Annotated in this window: 12 protein-coding genes; 7 read left to right on the top strand and 5 right to left on the bottom strand. The window is 71.0% G+C overall.

Features of this window, described 5'->3' with window-relative positions; translation table 11 throughout:
- Positions 1-18: 18 nt before the first annotated feature.
- Entirely contained in the window at positions 19-2,730 is a 2,712-nt protein-coding gene (locus ACFWM2_RS13075) for a D-alanyl-D-alanine carboxypeptidase (protein WP_383277386.1), read from the bottom strand.
- A 398-nt stretch (positions 2,731-3,128) separates the two neighbouring features.
- Between ACFWM2_RS13075 and ACFWM2_RS13070 the strand changes: the two genes are divergently transcribed.
- The 3 genes from ACFWM2_RS13070 (at position 3,129) to ACFWM2_RS13060 (ending at position 5,575) form a co-directional block, all read left to right on the top strand.
- Complete coding sequence (locus ACFWM2_RS13070) at positions 3,129-3,887, top strand: GPP34 family phosphoprotein (protein ID WP_383277383.1); 759 nt, start codon at positions 3,129-3,131, stop codon at positions 3,885-3,887.
- A 358-nt stretch (positions 3,888-4,245) separates the two neighbouring features.
- Positions 4,246-5,103 carry a helix-turn-helix domain-containing protein gene (locus tag ACFWM2_RS13065; protein WP_383277380.1) on the top strand — a complete coding sequence of 286 codons (858 nt, stop codon included), beginning with the start codon at positions 4,246-4,248 and terminating at the stop codon, positions 5,101-5,103.
- A gap of 262 nt (positions 5,104-5,365) precedes the next feature.
- Positions 5,366-5,575 carry a DUF397 domain-containing protein gene (locus tag ACFWM2_RS13060; RefSeq protein WP_383277377.1) on the top strand — a complete coding sequence of 70 codons (210 nt, stop codon included), beginning with the start codon at positions 5,366-5,368 and terminating at the stop codon, positions 5,573-5,575.
- Between the two features lie 317 nt (positions 5,576-5,892).
- Here the strand turns inward: ACFWM2_RS13060 and ACFWM2_RS13055 are convergent, their stop codons facing one another.
- On the bottom strand, positions 5,893-6,732 hold the full coding sequence (locus tag ACFWM2_RS13055; RefSeq protein ID WP_383277375.1) for a hypothetical protein: 840 nt from the start codon (positions 6,730-6,732) through the stop codon (positions 5,893-5,895).
- An 81-nt stretch (positions 6,733-6,813) separates the two neighbouring features.
- Between ACFWM2_RS13055 and ACFWM2_RS13050 the strand changes: the two genes are divergently transcribed.
- Together ACFWM2_RS13050 and ACFWM2_RS13045 are read left to right on the top strand one after the other, a co-directional pair.
- Positions 6,814-7,599 (top strand): SDR family oxidoreductase, encoded by a 786-nt coding sequence (locus ACFWM2_RS13050; RefSeq protein ID WP_383277372.1) that lies wholly within the window; start codon positions 6,814-6,816, stop codon positions 7,597-7,599.
- A gap of 333 nt (positions 7,600-7,932) precedes the next feature.
- Positions 7,933-9,510, top strand: coding sequence for a sodium:solute symporter family protein (locus tag ACFWM2_RS13045; protein ID WP_383277369.1), 1,578 nt, complete (start codon positions 7,933-7,935; stop codon positions 9,508-9,510).
- Between the two features lie 32 nt (positions 9,511-9,542).
- Here the strand turns inward: ACFWM2_RS13045 and ACFWM2_RS13040 are convergent, their stop codons facing one another.
- Complete coding sequence (locus ACFWM2_RS13040) at positions 9,543-10,658, bottom strand: ADP-ribosylglycohydrolase family protein (RefSeq protein ID WP_383277366.1); 1,116 nt, start codon at positions 10,656-10,658, stop codon at positions 9,543-9,545.
- A gap of 309 nt (positions 10,659-10,967) precedes the next feature.
- On the opposite strand from ACFWM2_RS13040, the gene ACFWM2_RS13035 reads away from it, so the two are divergent.
- Entirely contained in the window at positions 10,968-12,368 is a 1,401-nt protein-coding gene (locus ACFWM2_RS13035) for an FG-GAP-like repeat-containing protein (RefSeq protein ID WP_383277364.1), read from the top strand.
- A 178-nt stretch (positions 12,369-12,546) separates the two neighbouring features.
- On the opposite strand, the gene ACFWM2_RS13030 is transcribed toward ACFWM2_RS13035, so the two are convergent.
- On the bottom strand, positions 12,547-15,054 hold the full coding sequence (locus tag ACFWM2_RS13030; RefSeq protein ID WP_383277361.1) for a tetratricopeptide repeat protein: 2,508 nt from the start codon (positions 15,052-15,054) through the stop codon (positions 12,547-12,549).
- Positions 15,055-15,151: 97 nt separating this feature from the next.
- On the opposite strand from ACFWM2_RS13030, the gene ACFWM2_RS13025 reads away from it, so the two are divergent.
- Complete coding sequence (locus tag ACFWM2_RS13025) at positions 15,152-15,682, top strand: DUF2165 domain-containing protein (protein ID WP_383277358.1); 531 nt, start codon at positions 15,152-15,154, stop codon at positions 15,680-15,682.
- A 76-nt stretch (positions 15,683-15,758) separates the two neighbouring features.
- Here ACFWM2_RS13025 and ACFWM2_RS13020 read toward each other — a convergent pair whose 3' ends face one another.
- Positions 15,759-17,867: a LamG-like jellyroll fold domain-containing protein gene (locus tag ACFWM2_RS13020; RefSeq protein ID WP_383278306.1), complete on the bottom strand. Its 2,109-nt coding sequence runs from the start codon at positions 17,865-17,867 to the stop codon at positions 15,759-15,761.
- Positions 17,868-17,940: the final 73 nt, after the last annotated feature.

The raw sequence follows: 17,940 nt of genomic DNA, 5'->3' as shown, positions 1-17,940 counted from the left end.
ACCCCTCGGCTTCCCGGCTCAGCTCACCCGGGTCAGCTTGGCGCCGAAGCCCGGCTCGGCCAGGTCCGACCGGAGCGCGACCGGGATCTTCACCGCGTGGTGCGAACCGTCGCCCACGGTCAGTTCGCCGACGACCTTGCCGGCCTCGCCCGAGTGCGGAACGGCCGTCTTGCCCTGCTGCCCGATCGACAGCTTCGTCGTCAGTCCGGGCCAGCCGACCGCCGTCATGTTCTGGGTGGCGACGACCGGCGTCCGGCCGCCCAGCCGGTCGTCCACGTACCCGACGACGTCGCCCTTCTTCACCACCGTGGCGGTGGTCAGGCTCTGCTGGACCTTGTCGATGAGCTTCTGGCTGTTGGTCAGGGCCAGGTGGAGGCTGTCCCAGACCTTGCCCGTGCCGGCGTTCTGGCCCATGACCGCGCCGTAGATCGTCTGCGTCTTGCCGCCCACGGTCTTGGTGGCGGCCCACACCAGGTTGCCGCCCGCGGGCGTCGACGAACCGGTCTTGAGGCCGATCACGCCGACCTGCTGCACCAGCAGGTCGTTGTTGTTGTAGATGGGCTTGTCGAGGCCGGGGATCTTGGCACTGGCCATCCCGACGATGCTGCGGAACACCTCGTCCTGCATGACGTTCTTGGCCAGCTTGATCTGGTCGCTCGCCGTGCTCACCGTCGTCTTCTGCAGACCGCTCGGATCCGTGTACGTCGACTTCGACATGCCGAGCTCCTTCGCCGCGGCGTTCATCTTGCCGACGAAGGTCTTGTTGTCGGAGTCCCAGCGGGCCAGCAGCCGCGCCGCGTTGTTGCCGGACGGGATCATCAGCATCTGGAGCATCTGACGCTCCGTGAACTTCTGGCCCTTGGTCATGGCGGCCGTCGACTCGTCCGGCAGCTTCGACTCGTCCTCGGCCTGCTGGTCGACGGTGATCTGCGGGCCGCCCTCGTTCCCCTTCAGCGGGTGCCCCTGGAGGATCACGTACGCCGTCATGATCTTGGCGACGCTCGCGATGGGGGCGGCCGTCTGCTTGCCGTCGGTGCCGAGGCTGCCGACTCCCTCGACCTCGATCGCCGACTGGCCCTGACCCGGCCACGGCAGGTCGAGCTTGCCGCCCTTGAAGGTGTACGTCTCGTCGGCGGTGAGCCCGAGACTCGGGCTCGGCAGCGGCCGTACGGCCTGTACGACTGCAAAGACCACGGCAAGGAGCAGCACCAGCGGGGTCCAGATCTTGACCCGCCGCACGATCGTGCGCACCGGGGTCTCCGGAGGCGGCGGCGTGTTCGTCAGCTCGGCCAGCAGGTCCAGCGGCGGCCTCGGCGGCAGGGGCTGCTGCGTGGTCCGCTCCGGCCCGACCTGCGGGACGGAGGCGGTCGCCTCTGCGGGGGCCACCGTCGGCCTCGCCGGGGCCGGCGCGGACGCGGGAGCGCCAGCGGGCGCGGGCGCCTGGGCCGCCGGCTTGGCCGCCCCGGGCTCGTCCAGCGGCTTCAGCGCGACGAACTTGCTGGTGCGTTCGGCCGGGGACTCCGCGACGGGCCGCGGGGCCGGCGTCGCCTTGTCGTCCGGCTTCGCCGGGGCGTCCGACTTCGGCCGCTGGTCCTGCTTCGGCTGCTCGTTCGGCTTCGGCTGCTGGTTCTGCTTCGGCTGCTCGTTCGGCTTCGGCCGCTGGTCCTGCTTGGGCTGCTGGTCCTGCTTCGCGCCGGGCTTGTCGTCGGCCGGGGCGGGCGTGTCGGCCGCCTTGGCCGCGCCGCCCAGCTTGAGCATCGTCGTGGGCTGGTCCACGGCCGGCGTCCGCACCGCCTTGAAGACGGCGGTCGGCTGGTCCACGGGGGGCTTGGCAGCGCCCTCGTCGGGCCCCTTGGCGGCTTCCTCGGACTCCGGGGCCGGCACACCGTCCTCGGAACCCTTGGCGGGCGCGTCGGCGTTGGCGGGCGCCTCGGTCTTGGCCGCCGTATCGCCGGTCGATCCCTTGCCGGGAGCGTCGGCCTCGGGCGCGGGGGCGTCCTCGGCGGAGTCCTTGGCGGGCGCGTCGCCCTCGGCCGCCGTACCGCCGACGGAACCCTCGGCAGGTGCGTCGGCCTCGGAACCGGGAGCGTCCTCGGAACCCTCGGCCGAGTCACCGGCCTCGGGCGCGGCCTCGTCGCCGGTCACCGCACCCGCGGCGGAATCCTTGACCGAACTGCCCGACTCCACGGAGGCGTCGGAGCCACCGTCGCTGTCGGAGCCCTCGGTGACGTCCGAGCCACCGTCACTGTCGGAGCCGTCGGTGACGTCCGAGCCACCGGCGCTGTCGGAGCCGTCGGTGACGTCCAAGCCACCGTCGCTGTCGGAGCCGTCGGAGCCCTCGGCGGAACCTTCCGCCTCCGCGGGCCCCACGGCCTCAGCCGCGTCCCCGTCGAGCCCCTCGGCCTCAGCCGAGCCCGCGCCGGAGCCCTCGGCCCCGGCCGAGCCCGCGTCCTCGGGGCCGTCCGAGTCATCCGCGGTAGCCACCCACGCGGCCACCGCGGCCCGCAGGCGCGCGTCGCCCGAGGACCCGCCCGCACCGGGCGGGGACGAGACACCGGACCCCGCCGGCACGTCCTCGACCTCCGCCTCCGCCTCCGCGGGAGCGACGGACTCCGCCGGCTCCTGGGGCGCGTCCCCGGTGCGCTCGGCCTCCTTCAGGGCCCGCGTGGAGAACACCGCGGTCGCCTGATCCACCCGTACCGTGGCGGCCCGCTCCCGGGCCACCGCCATCCGCGGATCGGCCGCACCCGCGGCCGGACCCGATGCCGGACCCGATGCCGAGGCCGGCCCGGCCCCCCGGGTCGGACCCGGAACCGCGGCCGGGGTCCCCGACGTCGCTTCTGCCGACGACGCCGACGACTCGTGCTGCTTCGACCTGTCGGGGGACTCGCCCGCCACCGATGCCTCCTCCATGCGCCACCCAGCGGCGCCCAACCGAACCGTGAACCCTCGAACCGCCGCCCGGACATCGCTGTCCGAACCATGTACCAGTGTCCTGTGTGCGGGCTTAACCCCTGCGGTAGACGAGAACGACATATCTACCGGTTCCACAACAAAGCGGTCACGCACCCTCGACAGACCAATGTGAGAGGGGTCACCCTGTCATTCATCCACGCGGGGAGGCATGGATGGGCAGGAGCCGCAGAACACTTCCGGAGGAGCTTCTGTTGCTGGCGCTGGACCCGACCACGGGTACCACCGCACAGCCGCAGTCGCTCGACCTCGGTCTGGCCGGAGCACAGCTAGTGGAGCTGGCGCTGGCCGGACGGATAGCCCCAGACGGGGATCGTATCGCCGTGGTGGCACCACGGCCGACTGGAGATCCAACACTGGACTGTGCGTTGGAACTGCTTCGCCGACGCGGAGCACCCGTACGTGCGGTCAACTGGATTGGCGGACCCCGACTCGGGCTGCGCCAGACCTATCTCTCGCATCTGGAGAGGTGCGGCATGGTGCATGCCGTGGCCGGCCAGATGTGCGGGGTGCTGCCGACGACTCGCTACCAAGCGACGGACACGGCAATCAGCCGGGAGATCAAGACCCGGCTGGACAACGCGATCCGCACCGGCGTACCGCCGGACCCGCGGACCGCGGCGCTCGCCGCCCTGGCCCACGCGGTCGGTCTCGGCAAGCATCTCTACCCGGGGAATGAGGGACGTTCGTCCCGCTCCAGGCTCCGGGACCTGATCAGGCACGATCCCATGGGCGGCCTCGTGGCACACGCGGTCATGGACGTCCAGAACGGCGTGGCCGCACAGCCGCGTCGCAGCCCGGCACCACAGGTCGGCCGCCAGGCCACCGTCGGAGCCAGGACCGCACCGGAACCGGCCAGGGGTGTTCCGATGCAACCGCGCCACGGTTCCATGGCACGTGCCGTGGCTCACTGAGCCGCAGTTCCACGGCACCCAGCACGACCCGCACCGCCTAGTACCGCCACCGCCGCACCGCAGTCCCCATGATCCGGTTCGGGAGCCGCTGGTCCGCGCGGGGCGACGAGGCCGGGCGTCAGTCCTCCGGGACCGACGTCACGACCCCGTCGCTCCGCGCGGCCGCATTTGTCCCCCGGCCACGGCCCGTCGGGGCGTCGCTCGTGGGATCACTCCGCCGCCACTGCCCACCGAACCGCCGAACTGGCGTGTACGCAGCGCATATCCGCTGTTTCCCAGCGGTAGAAAGCACCTTGGTGGCAGTCTGCTCAACAGCAGATACGCAAAGTAGAGGCCCGCAGCCGGAGGTGCACGTCCCGTGGCGTCCAATGTCAATCCCACCGTCCGACGGCGCCGACTGGGCCAGGAACTGCGCCGGCTCCGCGAGCTCAAGGGCATGACGGCCGAAGAGGTCGCCGAACGGCTGCTGGTCTCGCAGTCGAAGATCAGCCGCCTGGAGAACGGGCGGCGCAGCATCAGCCAGCGCGACGTCCGCGATCTCTGCGGGGTCTACGAGGTCGAGGACCACCGGATCGTCGACTCGCTGATGCAGATGGCCAAGGACTCCCGCCAGCAGGGCTGGTGGCATTCCTTCGGCGACATCCCGTACAGCGTCTACATCGGACTGGAGACCGACGCCGCGTCCCTGCGGGTCTACGATCCCCAGGTCGTCCCCGGCCTGCTCCAGACCCGGCCGTACGCCGAGGCGCTGATCGCGGGCGCCCTGCCGGAGACCGCGCCCGGCGACATCGACAAGCGCGTCCAGGTACGCCTGCGCAGGCAGGAACGAATCTCCGCCCCCGAGAACCCGCTCCGGCTGTGGACCGTCCTCGACGAGTCCGCGCTTCGCCGGGTCGTCGGCAACCGCTCGCTGATGCGCGACCAGTTGGAGCACCTCGTCGAACAGTCCCAGCTGCCGCACGTCACCGTGCAGGTGATCCCCTTCGACATGGGCGCGCATCCGGGACTCAACGGGCAGTACGCGATCCTGGAGTTCCCGGACGCGGCGGACTCGAGCGTCGTCTACATCGAGGGCGTCACCAGCGACCTCTACCTGGAGAAGGCGAACGACGTCCAGAAGTACAGCGTGATGTACGAGCACCTGCGGGCGCAGGCCCTGAACGTCGACCAGTCGCGTCAGTTCATCGCCGACATCGCGAAGGATTACGCGCGCTGAGCCGTGCGCCGAAGGGCCCGGACACGCCCTGAACGGCCGCCCCGGCGAGAAAGCGCGGACACTACACCTTCGCCCGGCCGGGGCGGAAGACCCCACTGGAATATGCCATCCAGTCGAGTGAATAGTCTCTTCGCCCGTCGATGTTGGCGAGTAGCGTCGATCACGCCACCGAGCAACAACGTTGGCGCAATCCGAACAGCGGGTTCCGGAACGACCCCGCAGTGCGGTGACAGCAACTCAACGACTGGCTACCGGAGTAAAAATGGCTATCCAGCAAGGCGCCACGGACACTTGGACGAAGTCCTCGTATTCCACCGGCAACGGCGCATGTGTCGAGGTCAAGTCCCCGGTTCTCGCGGCGATGGCCGTGCGGGACTCCAAGGTCCCCGAAGGACCGACGCTGGCGTTCCCCGCGAACTCGTGGAACGCCTTCGTGGCCGAGGTGAGTCGGGGGTCTTTCAACCTCGCCTGATGCCTTCCTGTCCAACAACCGCACCGACCAACTGCATACGCACCACTGACAGAGCCCTCTCGTCTGGCCCGCCGTCCTAGCCGAGGGGGCTGTGTTTTTTTGGCTCGGTTCGCCTCCGGGGCTGTGCTTTTTGAGCTCGGTTCGCCTCCGGGGCGACAAAGCCGGTGTCGAGGGACCGACCGTGCTCACCCCCTCCTTCGTCGGGGTCTCCGCGCGCTCGGTCCCTCGACACCGGCGCGCCCCGTCGGCTCACTCGCGTAGGGCACCGTTGATCAGGCCACCGTTGATCAGGTCACCGTTGGTCAGCTCTCCCGCCGTCAGCGCAGGCGGTCCACATACCGGTCCGTTCCCGGGATCGTGGGGATGAAGGGGGCCACCAACTCGACCTTGCCCAGGCCCGTTTCCCGTACCGCCTCGTCGAGGCCGGTGAAGTGCTCCTCCCAGCACTCCCTCGGGTCCGCCTCCAGGAACCACAGCAGGGTCAGCCGGGTGTCCACCCCCTCGACCTGCTTCACATAGGTCATGCGGTCCCCGGGCAGGGGGGTCGGGCGGAAGATCGTGACGAGGGCCGCGGGTGAGCCGGCCAGCCGCTTCGGGAGATGGCGGGCGCGCAGCCATTCCAGCAACTCGGCACGCTGCTCGGCGGATTCGGCGTCGATGACCTCCAGCACCAGACCCGCGTACGGGTGGTCGAGAGCGTGGAAGTCACGGGGCCCGGCGGCCCCGTCCCGGTACACGGTCGCCTCGTGGTCCTGGAACGCGGTGAAGACGTGGGTGCGGTCCTGGTAGACCCGGCCGTCGCGGTTCAGCCGCTTGTTGATGCCGACGGTCCACTTCATGTGGTCGTCGTAGCGGCCCTCGGTGACCCAGTACGTGGAGAGGTAGCACCCGGCGGTGACGGGCTGGGCAACCGCCGACTTCTCGGGCCGGCGCAGGAGTTGGAGGTCACGGGTGGCGACCCAGCGGCGGCCGGCGTACATCCACGGCATCGCCATCGCGCCCGCGAAGTAGTGATCGTCCTCGTACCAACGGTTGTACGCGTGCTCGTGGCCGGGGTGCGGCTCGACCATGGTGATCAGGGCGTGGCCCGGGCGGACGCCGTACGGGCCGACGGCGGCCAGTTCCGCGTACACCTCACTGCGCGTCTCCTCGGACATGACGATCCCCTTCCCTCTTCCGCCGGACGCCCATACTCTGACGCCCCGTCAGATATTGCGCCAGACCCAGGAAGGCCTGTCATGTCGCTGCTCGCAGGGAAGACCGTCGTCGTCTCGGGAGTCGGCGCCGGGCTCGGTCATCAGGTCGCGGCGGCCGTCGTGCGCGACGGCGGCAACGCGGTGCTCGGGGCGCGCACGGAGGCGAACCTCGCGAAGTCCGCCGCCGAACTTGATCCGGACGGCGCGCACACGGCGTACCGGCCGACGGACATCACCGACGAGGGGCAGTGCGAGGCGCTCGCGGCGCTGGCGCGGGAACGGTTCGGGCGGATCGACGCGGTGGTGCACGTCGCCGCCTGGGACAGCTACTTCGGCGGCCTGGAGGACGCCGATTTCGCCACCTGGCAGTCGGTCATCGACGTGAACCTGCTCGGCACCCTGCGGATGACCCGGGCCTGCCTGCCGGCCCTGAAGGCGGACGGCGGCTCGGTCGTCATCATCGGGACGCAGTCGTCGGTGGCCGCCCCCTCACAGGTGTGGCAGGCGGCGTACGCGGCCTCGAAGGGTGCGCTGACGAGTGCGATGTACTCGATGGCCCGCGAGCTCGGCCCGCACCGGATACGGGTCAACACGGTGCTGCCGGGCTGGATGTGGGGCCCGCCGGTCGAGGCGTATGTGCAGTTCACCGCGCACACCGAGGGCGTACCGGAGGCGGAGGTGCTGCGGCGGCTCACCGAGCGGATGGCGCTGCCGGAGCTGGCCACGGACGGGGATGTGGCGGACGCCGCGGTGTTCCTGGCGTCCGACCGGGCCCGGGCGATCACCGGGCAGTCCCTGCTCGTGAACGCCGGCGAACTCATGCGGTAGACAAGGCAGCGGCCGCCTCCTTCTCTCAGTCGTACGGGACCCGCATCCCGTACGCCCGTCGTCCTGTCGGTGTCTGTCTGACGAAGTGCCCGCTCATCGTGTGTTCCGCGTCACGAGCACGACAACCGCCGTACGGGTCAAGAGCAAGTAAAATCGTTCGGCTTTCTGATCCCGGTTCACATCCATGACCATGTAAGGCCTTGACCGGTTGGCCGAAACAGCGGTTCAATCCCCGAAGTCCCCGCTCCCGCACGGGGGCGCCGCCCATGCACGTACTGACGAAGTGCCGTCCGGTATATGCAGGTTCACAAGGCGGACCCCTGGAGGGGGCACATGAACGGTCTCGACTGGGCCGTCCTGGTCGCGTACTTCGGTGTGATGACCGCGATCGGCATCTGGTCCCACAAGCGTGTGGAAGATGTCAGCGACTTCTTCACCGCGGGCGGCAAGATGCCCTGGTGGCTGTCCGGCATCTCGCACCACATGTCGGGCTACAGCGCGGTGATGTTCACCGGCTACGCCGGCATCGCGTACACCTACGGCATCACCTCGTACGTCACCTGGGCACTTCCCATCGCCATCGGCATCGCGATCGGCGCCAAGGCCTTCGCGCCTCGGCTCAACCGGCTGCGCTCGCGGCTGCACGTCGCCTCGCCGCTGGAATATCTGAAGGACCGCTACAACCTCCCCACCCAGCAGGCGCTCGCCTGGTCCGGAATCCTGCTGAAGATCGTCGACGTCGGTGCCAAGTGGGCCGCCATCGCCACGCTGCTCAGCGTCTTCACGGGCGTCACGCTCACCCAGGGCATCCTCATCACCGGCGGCATCACGGCGGTGTACTGCACGATCGGCGGCCTCTGGGCCGACGCGCTGACCGAACTCGGCCAGTTCGTCATCCAGCTGCTGGCCGGCGTCTCGATGCTGATCATCGCGCTGAACAAGATCTCCGACCAGGGCGGTCTGTCCAAGGCCCTGGACTCGCCGAAGCTGCACGGTCACGCGGACGGTTTCGCCGGCCCGTACATGACGGTGTTCTTCATCGCGTATCTGTTCATCAAGCTCTTCGAGTACAACGGCGGCATGTGGAACCAGGCCCAGCGCTACATGGCGACGGGCAGTGCCAAGCAGGCCTCGCGGTCGGCGATGCTGTCGGCCGGGCTGTGGTTCGTGTGGCCGCTCATCCTCTTCATCCCGATGTGGCTGGCGCCGCTGCTCGTGACGGCCAAGAAGCCGGACGGGTCCGACGCGTACGGGCTGATGACCGAGCAGCTGCTGCCGCACGGTCTGCTGGGCCTGGTGGTCGTCGGCTTCTTCTCGCACACGATGGCCATGTGCTCCTCGGACGCCAACGCCATCTCGGCCGTCTTCACGCGGGACATCATGCCGGTGCTCTCGAAGGCCGCGCGGGCCTGGGACAACCGGGCCGGGCTGATCGCCGGCCGGATCACTACCGTCGGCTTCCTCGCCCTCTCCATGGCCGTGGCCACCCAGGTCAACTCGCCGACGTTCAAGGACATCATCACGGTCGTCATCAAGTGGGTGGCCGGTCTGATGGGCCCGATCGCGATCCCGTTCATCCTGGGTCTGCTGCGGCCGTTCCGTAAGTCCGGACCGACCGCGGCCCTCACCAGCTGGGCCCTGGGTCTGCTGGCCTTCTTCTTCATCAACTACAACCTGGACTTCTCGCAGCGCACCGACGTGAAGCTGGAGTACCAGGTCGCGCTGCCCATGGCGGTCTCCCTCGTCCTCTACATCCTCATCGGCTTCCTGAAGCCCGAGGCCACCCCGGAGCGCGACGCCATCATCGAGATGATCAACACCGACGACGACGGTTCGGGCGCGGCGTCCGTCGCGATCCCGGCCCCGGCAGAGGCGGCGGACGGGGTGGTGGGCACCACCGTCAAGGACTGACCCCGCCCGGGTGTGCGCGGAGCCGGCCCCGGTCAGGCCCGCGGATACCGGGCGAGCCATCCCGGTGACGACCCGGCGGGCCCGTGCAGTGCGGGCCCCTGGGTCATCTCCATCGCGAAGTCGTCCGCGAGGACCAGCATCGAGGGACGGCCCTCCAGCTCGGCCAGCCAGGCCGGCGGCAGGGCCGTCTCGCCGTGCAGGGCGCCGAGCAGGCCCCCGGTGAGTGCCCCCGCGGCTCCCGAGGGCCCTCCGTGGTTCACCGCGAGGCAGAGCCCCTGGCGGATGTCCTCCCCGACCAGCGCGCAGTACACGGCCACCGCCAGCACCCCCTCCGCCGTACCCTCGCCGGCCAGCTCCTCGACCCGGTACGGGGTCGGCATCCCCTGCCGTACGGCCCCCAGGGCGTGCTGGAGGGCGTCGGTGACGGGCTGCTGCCCCGGGCGCGCGGCGAGCAGCGCCAGGGCCCGCTGCACGGCCGCGTCGAGGCTCTCGCCGCGCGCCAGCGCATGCACGACGACGGCGTACGCCCCCGCCGACAGGTAGGCGAGCGGGTGCCCGTGCGTCTGCGCGGCGCACTCCACGGCGAGCTGCATCACGAGCTGCGGCTCCCAGCCGACCAGCAGCCCGAAGGGTGCCGAGCGCGCGGCGGCCTCGGCACCGAGCTCACCGGGATTCTTGGGCGCGTCCAGTGTGCCCATGGTCTCGTCGCCGAAGCCGAGCAGACAGGCACGCGCCGGATCGCGCCGGGCGTACAGCCACTCCTCGCGGGCCAGCCAGCCGTCGTCCTTGCGGCGTTCGTCGGGCCCCCAGTCGCTCTGGGTGGCGGCCCACCGGCGATAGGCCCGGTGCAGATCGGTGGGCGGGTGCCAGGCGCCGGTGTCGCGGCGCACCTGGGCGCGTATCAGCCCGTCCAGCGTGAACAGCGTCAGCTGGGTGAGGTGGGTGACGGCGCCGCGTCTGCCGTGCCCGAAGGTGAGGTCGGTGAGGCCGGCCGCGCCGTGCGTCTCCCGGATCTCCTCCAGGGTGAGCCCGTCGAGCGGCGCGCCCAGGGCGTCACCGACGGCCGCCCCCAGCAGGGTTCCGCGCACCCTGCTGCGGAAGTCCTGCTGCTCGCTGCGGCCCCAGACGGCACCGGATGTCGCACCCACCACGCCCTCCTCCGGTCCGCATCGTTCAGCACTGTAATCGAACGGGAACGGTCGGTTCAGGGCCCGTCTCGGAATGCGAAATGTGGCCCGACTGGTCGCTTTTGGACACCGATCCCCCGCTTCTCCACCCTTGGCCTCCCCGTTCTCGCCGCCCCGGCCGCCACTTCTTGCCGCCCGCCCGCCACAACCGTTGCCCGGTCCCGCCGCCCCGGCCGCCAGTTCTTGCCGCCTCCGTCGCCACAACCGTTTCCCCCGTCCGCGGGTCAAGGTGAACGACCGACGTACCCGCACCCAACTTCTGGAGCCCTCGTGCCTCACCCCAAGAGCCGTCGCACCGTCGCGCGGTGCGTGGCCCTCGCCGCCCTGCTGTCCGCCCCGGTGACCCTCTCCGCGGGCCCCGCGGCGGCCGCCCCGAAGACCCCCGTGGTCGACTTCAACGGCGACGGTTACGCCGACCTCGCCATCAGCGCGCCGCGCGGCACCGTGTCGGACGTCCTGGCCGCGGGATACATCTCGGTGGCGTACGGCTCCGCTGCGGGCGTCGACACCGCGCACCCACAGCTGATCTCCCGCGCCACCGAGGGTGTGCCCGGTGACGTGCACGAGTGGGGTCTGTTCGGGACCAGAACGGCCGCCCGCGACCTCGACGGGGACGGCCGCACCGACCTCGTCGTCGGCGACTGGAACGACCCGGTGGTGCTGTGGGGCTCCGCGGACGGCCTCGTCGACCCCACCAAGCTCCCGGGCGCCTACCAGGTGGGTGCCGGCGACATCAACGGCGACGGGCACGCCGACCTCCTCGTCAACCACGACGGGGGCCTTCAGGTCCGCTTCGGCCCGCTCACCCGCGCCGGGGTCCCCGTCTCCACCGACACCCTCACCTTCGACGACGAGGACGGAGCCTCGGACTTCGCCGTGGGCGACATGAACGGGGACGGCAAGGACGACGTCGTCATCACCCACGGCTTCGAGGAGATGCAGTACCAGTCCGCCTACTACAAGGGCACGTCGACGGGCCTCGACAAGACCCCCAAGAGCACCGGCTACTACACGGTCGGCGGGGTCGTCGCCGACGTGAACAAGGACGGCTACGGCGACTTCATAGCCCGTCAGGTCGGCCAGGTCTCGGAGACGATGCAGTACGACGCGGGCGCGGTCCGTGTCGTCTACGGCTCCTCGGCCGGCCCCTCCACCCGCACCGCGAAGATCACCCAGGACACGGCGGGCGTCCCCGGTGTGGACGAGGCGGGCGACAACAGCGTGGGCTACGGCGACCAGTTCGGCTACTCGCTGGCCGCGGGTGACGTGACCGGCGACGGCTACCCCGACATCGCGGTCGGCGTGCCCGGCGAGGACATCGGCTCCGTGCGTGACGCGGGCTCGGTGGTGCTGCTGAAGGGCGGGGCCTCCGGTCTCACCGGCTCCGGCGCCCAGGCCTTCAACCAGTCCACGTCCGGTGTCCCGGGCGCCTCCGAGGCGAACGACAACTTCGGCGGCGGGGTGCTGCTCGCGGACGTCAACGCCAACAACCGCGCCGACCTGGTCTTGGGCGCCCCGCAGGAGGACGGTACGTACGTCGACTCGGGCGCGGTGTGGGTGTTCCGCGGCTCCACGTCCGGTCTGACGACCACCAACTTGGCCTCGTTCGGACCGAGTTCGCTCGGGGCGCCGGAGAACGGGGCCTACTTCGGGCAGGAGTTCGCCCACTGAGGCCTCCGGGCTCATCCCCGAGGTGAACCACCGGGCGTGCCAGGCCACATGGCACGCCCGGACACCACGGTCTCCCGGCCCCGGGCCCCCGGCTCCCGGCTCCCGGCTCCCGGCTCCCGGGCATCATCACCGCCGCCGCGCCCCCTTCGCGGGTGACGCCCGAGCCCCGCCCCGGGTGTCACCCCCCGCCGTCACCCGCGAACCGCTCCCGGATCGCCGCCCGTTGCTCCAGCGCCCACGCGTACCCCGGCCTGAGCTCCAGCGCCCGGTCCAGATCGGCGAGGGCCTCCTCGTGGCGGCCGAGGGCGGCCCGGGAGACGCCCCGGCTCGCGTACGCCGACGCGTACCCGCTGTCGAGCGCGAGGGCCCTGTCGTAGTCGGCCAGCGCCTCCTCGTGGCGGCCCGCCGAACGCAGGGCGTCCCCGCGCTCGCACGCCCCCCAGGCCCAGTCGGGCTGCAGGGCGACCGCCCGGTCGAGGTCGGCGAACCGGCGCACCTGGTCGCCGCGCGTCCGCCACACCCGGGCCCGGCGGGCCAGCGCCCACCCGTACCCCGGATCGAGTTCGAGCGCCCGGTCCAGATCCACGAGGGCCGCGTCGAGCTCACCACGGCTGAGCCGCGTCGCGCCCCGGGAGGCCCAGGCGAAGGCCTGCGCCGGATCGAGGGCGATCCCCCGGTCCAGGTCCTGGATCGCGGCGTCGTGGTTCCGCAGGATGCGCTGGAACTCGCCGCGCAGCGAGAAGGCCCGGCCGTCGTCCGGCGCCAGGGCGACCGCCCGGTCCAGGTCACCGATCGCGCCTTCGTAGTCGCCCAGTTCGCCGCGGCTCGTGGCCCGGCCCCGGTAGGCGCGGGCCAGCCCGGGGTCGAGGCCGACGGCAGCCTCGTACTGCGCCAGCGCCGCCTCGTAGGAGCCGGCCCGGTGCAGGGCGCCGCCCCTGACCGTGTGGGCGAGGGCCCGCGCCGGTTCGTCGAGGCCGGCGGGGTCCGGCGAGAGGTCGCGATCGGAGTCCTCCGTGGCGCTGGAGACCTGGTGCTCCGAGGCCCGGTTGTCGGGCGGGGAACCGTTCAGCAGGAGTCCGAGCGCCGCGGCCGTCCCGTGCTCGGCGAGCCCCTGCCCCAGCTCGAACCCCCACCGCGCCGCGTCCTGCGCGCCCGCGTCCCGCCCCGCGTCCAGCAGGGCACCGGCCCAGCGCAGGGCGACGGCCTCCCCCTGGTCGCAGGCGTCGACGAAGTCCCGCAGCACCTCGGGCAGCACGGTCCCAGGCTGTGCGCACAGCCGGTGGTAGGACTCCGCGAGACGCAGCTCCCGCCACCGCTCGTCAGCCCACAACTCCCTTGCCACACATGCCTCTTCGGCATCCGCGCGCCAGCCCGCGAAGGTCTCCGCGAGGCGCCCGTGCCGCTCGGCCCAGCCGCGCGGGGAGCGGTGCCGCTGCAAGCGCAGCATCGGGGCCCGTACGACCTCGTGGTACTGGATCCGGTCGCCGCGGTCGCTGACGAACGGCCGCCCCCGCAGCCAGTCGAACAGCGCGTCGGCGTCCTCGTCGGGGCAGTCCACGGCGGCCCGGAAGACATCCGCGTCGAGCCGGCGCGGGAAGGCACAGGCAAGGGCGGCGGCCCTGCGCACCGGGTCCTGCTCCCACTTCAGGAACCGTTCCACGGCGGTCGCGCTGGGATCGCCCACGTCACCCGGATCGGCCGGCCGTGTCTCGGCGAGCGTGGAGACCAGCACCGGCAGCCCTCCGGTGAGCCGGAGCACCTCCGCCACGACCGGCGCCGAGACCACTCCCCGGTCCGCGAGCAGTCCCCGCGCCTCCGTCTCCGTGAAGGGGTCCAGCGGCACGTCCCGCACCCAGTCGGCGAAGCCGCCCCAGCGGAGGGTGTCGAAAGGGTGCTGTCCCGCGGTGACGACCACGACGTTCGCGGGCAGGACGCCGTACCGGTCCGTGGTCATCGCGTCGTGCAGCCAGCCGTCGAGGAAGAGCCCGGTGCGCTCGTAGGTGTCGAAGAGCAGCACGATCCAGGGGACTTCGGCGGCGGCCCCGGCCAACTCGGCGAGCAGGACGGGCGTCAGTACGCGCTCCGGGGAGAGCACCAGCTGCAGGTCCTCCTGGTTGCGCAGCCGGGTTCCGAACCCCGCCCGCAACCGGTCCGCGCGCTGGGCGAGTTGGGCCGGATCGACGGCTCCCGCGAACGCGCCGACGCCGGGCACCAGACCGAGGCCCACCAGTCCGGCCCGCGCGGCGGCCAGGCTCGCCGCCGACGGTGAGGTCGCCGGCACCTCGTCCCGCGCCACCACGGCCGTCTCCGCCTCGTGACGCCGCTCGCGATGGGTGGCCAGCAGCCGTTCCAGGTCCTTGAACCGGTGCCCCTGCCGGGCGAACCGCTCGCAGATCACCGCCAGCGCCTCGGGCACGCTGCCCGCACCCTCGTCGACGTACGCGGTCAGTGCGCCGCGCTCCCGGGCGAGTTGCTCCAACTCCCTTACCAGGAAGGTCTTTCCGACGCCCGCGTTCCCGTGGACATGGAACAGGAACCGATGCCGTTCGTCCCCGGGCGCCACGTCCAGATTCTCCCGGAAGGCGGCACGCTCGACCTGCCGCCCGACGAACCCCCGCCGCCTGCGCCCCTGAATGATGTCCTGCATCGACTGCGTGGACTGCCTCGACGGCCGTGCCCGCGCCATGTGCACACCCCTCCCCCGGTCGGGCCGGCAACCAGTCTCGCCCAACGCGCCTAAAAACACCTGGGAGTCACCCCGCCCCCGGCGACATAGTTGGACCATGGTCGCCACACGAACCCCTCGCGCCCCAGGCGCACTCCCGCTTGCCGCCGCCCTTCTCACCGCCACCGTCGCGCTCTACATCACCCTCGTCGCCTTCGGGAACATCACCGACTTCGGCACCAACCAGCAGTTCGTCCGCCATGTCCTCGCGATGGACACGACGTTCAAGGACGACGACCTGATGTGGCGGGCCATCACGTCCACCGCCTGGCAGGACACCGCGTACATCGCCATCATCGTCTGGGAGACCCTCGCCGCCCTCGTCCTCCTCGCCGCCACCTACCTGTGGATACGCAGCGACCACGCCCACGCCCGCCGCATCTCCACCTACGGCCTGCTGATGGTCCTGCTCCTCTTCGGCGCCGGCTTCATCGGCGTCGGCGGCGAGTGGTTCGCCATGTGGCAGTCCAAAACCTGGAACGGCCTCGACGCCGCCACCCGCGTCATCACCCTCGCCGGCATCGTGCTGGTGGTGATCCATCTGCCGTTCCCGGCGAAGGCCGCGAGCAGCCGGACGGACAGCGCCTGAACGACGCTCGCCTGTACCGCTGTGTGCAGCGGTACAGGCGAGCGGTCGGGGTTCAGCACGGGCAAAGGACTGTGCCCTACTCCAGGAAGGGGACGCCCGTGCCCAGGAAGGAGATGTCCGATGCCCTCAAGGCCCCGTGGAACGCCTGGACCTCGTCGACGTCACCGTGCAGGTACTCGCCCCAGCCGTTGCCGACCTGAGCCCGCCCCACCTGAAGCGGGCCGGAGCTGTGCCAGCCGTTCGGGAAGTGCGCGGTCGCTCCCGCGTTGGTGGAGCTGTTCACGTAGAGCTGGATCTTGTCGGTGGCATCGTCGTACACGACCGCGATCCGGCTGCCCGGTCCCTGCCCGCCGCCCGCCATCTCCGTCTGGGCCACCACCGTCTCGGGGGCGCCGGCCTCGTCCTTCTCCGGCATGACCAACTGCCAGGCGTGCTCGGACGGTTCGTAACGAACCTTGAAGGCGTCCGTGTGCTCGCCTGCCTGCGACAGCACGGTCATCGGGTGGTCCGGTTCCGAGTCCGCCAGCCGTACGACGACACCGATCGTGAAGCTGTCCGAGGTGTCCACGGCCGGCTGCTCCGTGGCCGCGTATCCCGTCTCGCCGTCCAGCTGGAGGTGGCCGTCGCCGAGCAGCGGCTCGGGCTGGTAGGGGCAGTCCGGGTCAAGGTTCGGGTCGCAGGAGCCGTCCGGAATGCGGTAGATGGATGCGCCGCCGCCTAGCTTCAGCGGCGCTCCGCCGCCCTGCTCAGGACTGGTTCCGTCCGACGCCGTCTCCAGGGACCAGCGAGCGAGCGAGTGCCCCCGCTGGTAGGCGAGTGCGGTGATTTCAGTCGGCACCACGACCCGGTCGTAGGCGCGGACGTCGCCGATGTCGCCGTCCCAGGCCGAAGCCCCCGCGCCCTGGCCGATCCGGAAGGCGTCGGAGGTGGCGGCAGGCGCCGCCTCCGTCTTCGTACCGGTCTCGTGTCCGTTGACGTAGAGCTGCGCGAGGCCGGTCTCGGCGTCGTACAGACCCAGGACGTGGGCCCATTCACCGGTCTCCGGGGCCCCGCCCGAGACCTCCTGACCAGCGACGGTGAACGACCAGACCGGGCTCGTGTCCCGGGTGCGCAGCCCGAGCGTCACGCCCGTGGTGCCAGCGCCCTGGCTCACCACCGTCATGTCGCGGTCGGTGCGGTCCGGGCGCACCCACGCGCTGACGGCGAAGGTCCCGTCGGTGTCCACGGCCGGGGTGTCGGGCGTCAGGAACGCCTGGTCACTCCCGTCGAAACGGGCCGTGGCCGCGAGGTCGGTGCCGTCCGGCGCGGCGCCCGCGAAGGTCACCCCGGAGCCGGCACGGGCGTCGGTTCCCGTCTCGGCGTCCGCGTTGGTGGAGCCGGCGGCGTCGGCGAGCTTCCAGTGGGCGGCGGGTGCACGGCCTTCCTCGACCATGAAGCGGTACGTAGTGGTCTCACTGCCGCGCCCCGACCGGTCGATCGCAGTGATGCTGAGGGAGTCCGGGCGTTCCCTGAGCGGCAAGTAGCGGATGGTCGCGGGCCCGCCCATCTCGTCCGGCCTCGCGGTCGCCGGGGGAACGCCGGTGAATTCGTAGCGGTACGCCACGACGTCCGGCGACGGGGAGTCCAGGGTGAAGCTGCCATAGACGCCGACTCCGTCGTGAAGCTGCCCCTCCGGGTAGTCGGTCGAGGTGACGACCGCCTTCTCCGGGCTCACGTCGTCGTACACGAACTCGCAGACGGCGCCCTCGCCCTCGGAGCTCCAGGCCGAGGTCGCCTTGCCATCGTTCGCGCGAATGTGCCACGAGACGACGGTGTTCGCCGGTATGTCCTCCGGCATCTGCCACTGCTGACTCGTCCCCGACCAGGACGCAACGGTGGTGTACGTACGGCGCTGTTCGACCCCGGCCGAGTCCGCCCACCAGGCCTCGAACTCGCCCGAGACCCTGTTGGCCTCAGACGGCTGGTTGTCCTCCTCCGGGTCGTACAACACCGCGCTGAGCGTGGGCGGCTCCGAAACGTACGCCTTGTCGTCACCCGTGCCGCACGGCCTGCCCCCCGATGCCAGATCCTGGACGAGCGGCTGCTTCGGCGGCAGATTGTCCACAGCGTGCGCCGTGCCGGACGTGACCGTCACGACTGCCGCAACTGAGCAACCCACCGCCAGTCGTCTGACGCCGTTGGACATCGCGAACCTGGCCAAATGGCCCTCCCTGATGGCTTTTTGAAGCTCGTGGATCACACGAGCTTCAAGAAGTTAG

This window comes from Streptomyces sp. NPDC058371 (genome assembly GCF_042723265.1).
In the GTDB taxonomy this organism is placed as follows: domain Bacteria; phylum Actinomycetota; class Actinomycetes; order Streptomycetales; family Streptomycetaceae; genus Streptomyces.
Note: the sequence above shows the minus strand (reverse complement) of the source record. Positions and strands in the feature narration are given on the sequence as shown.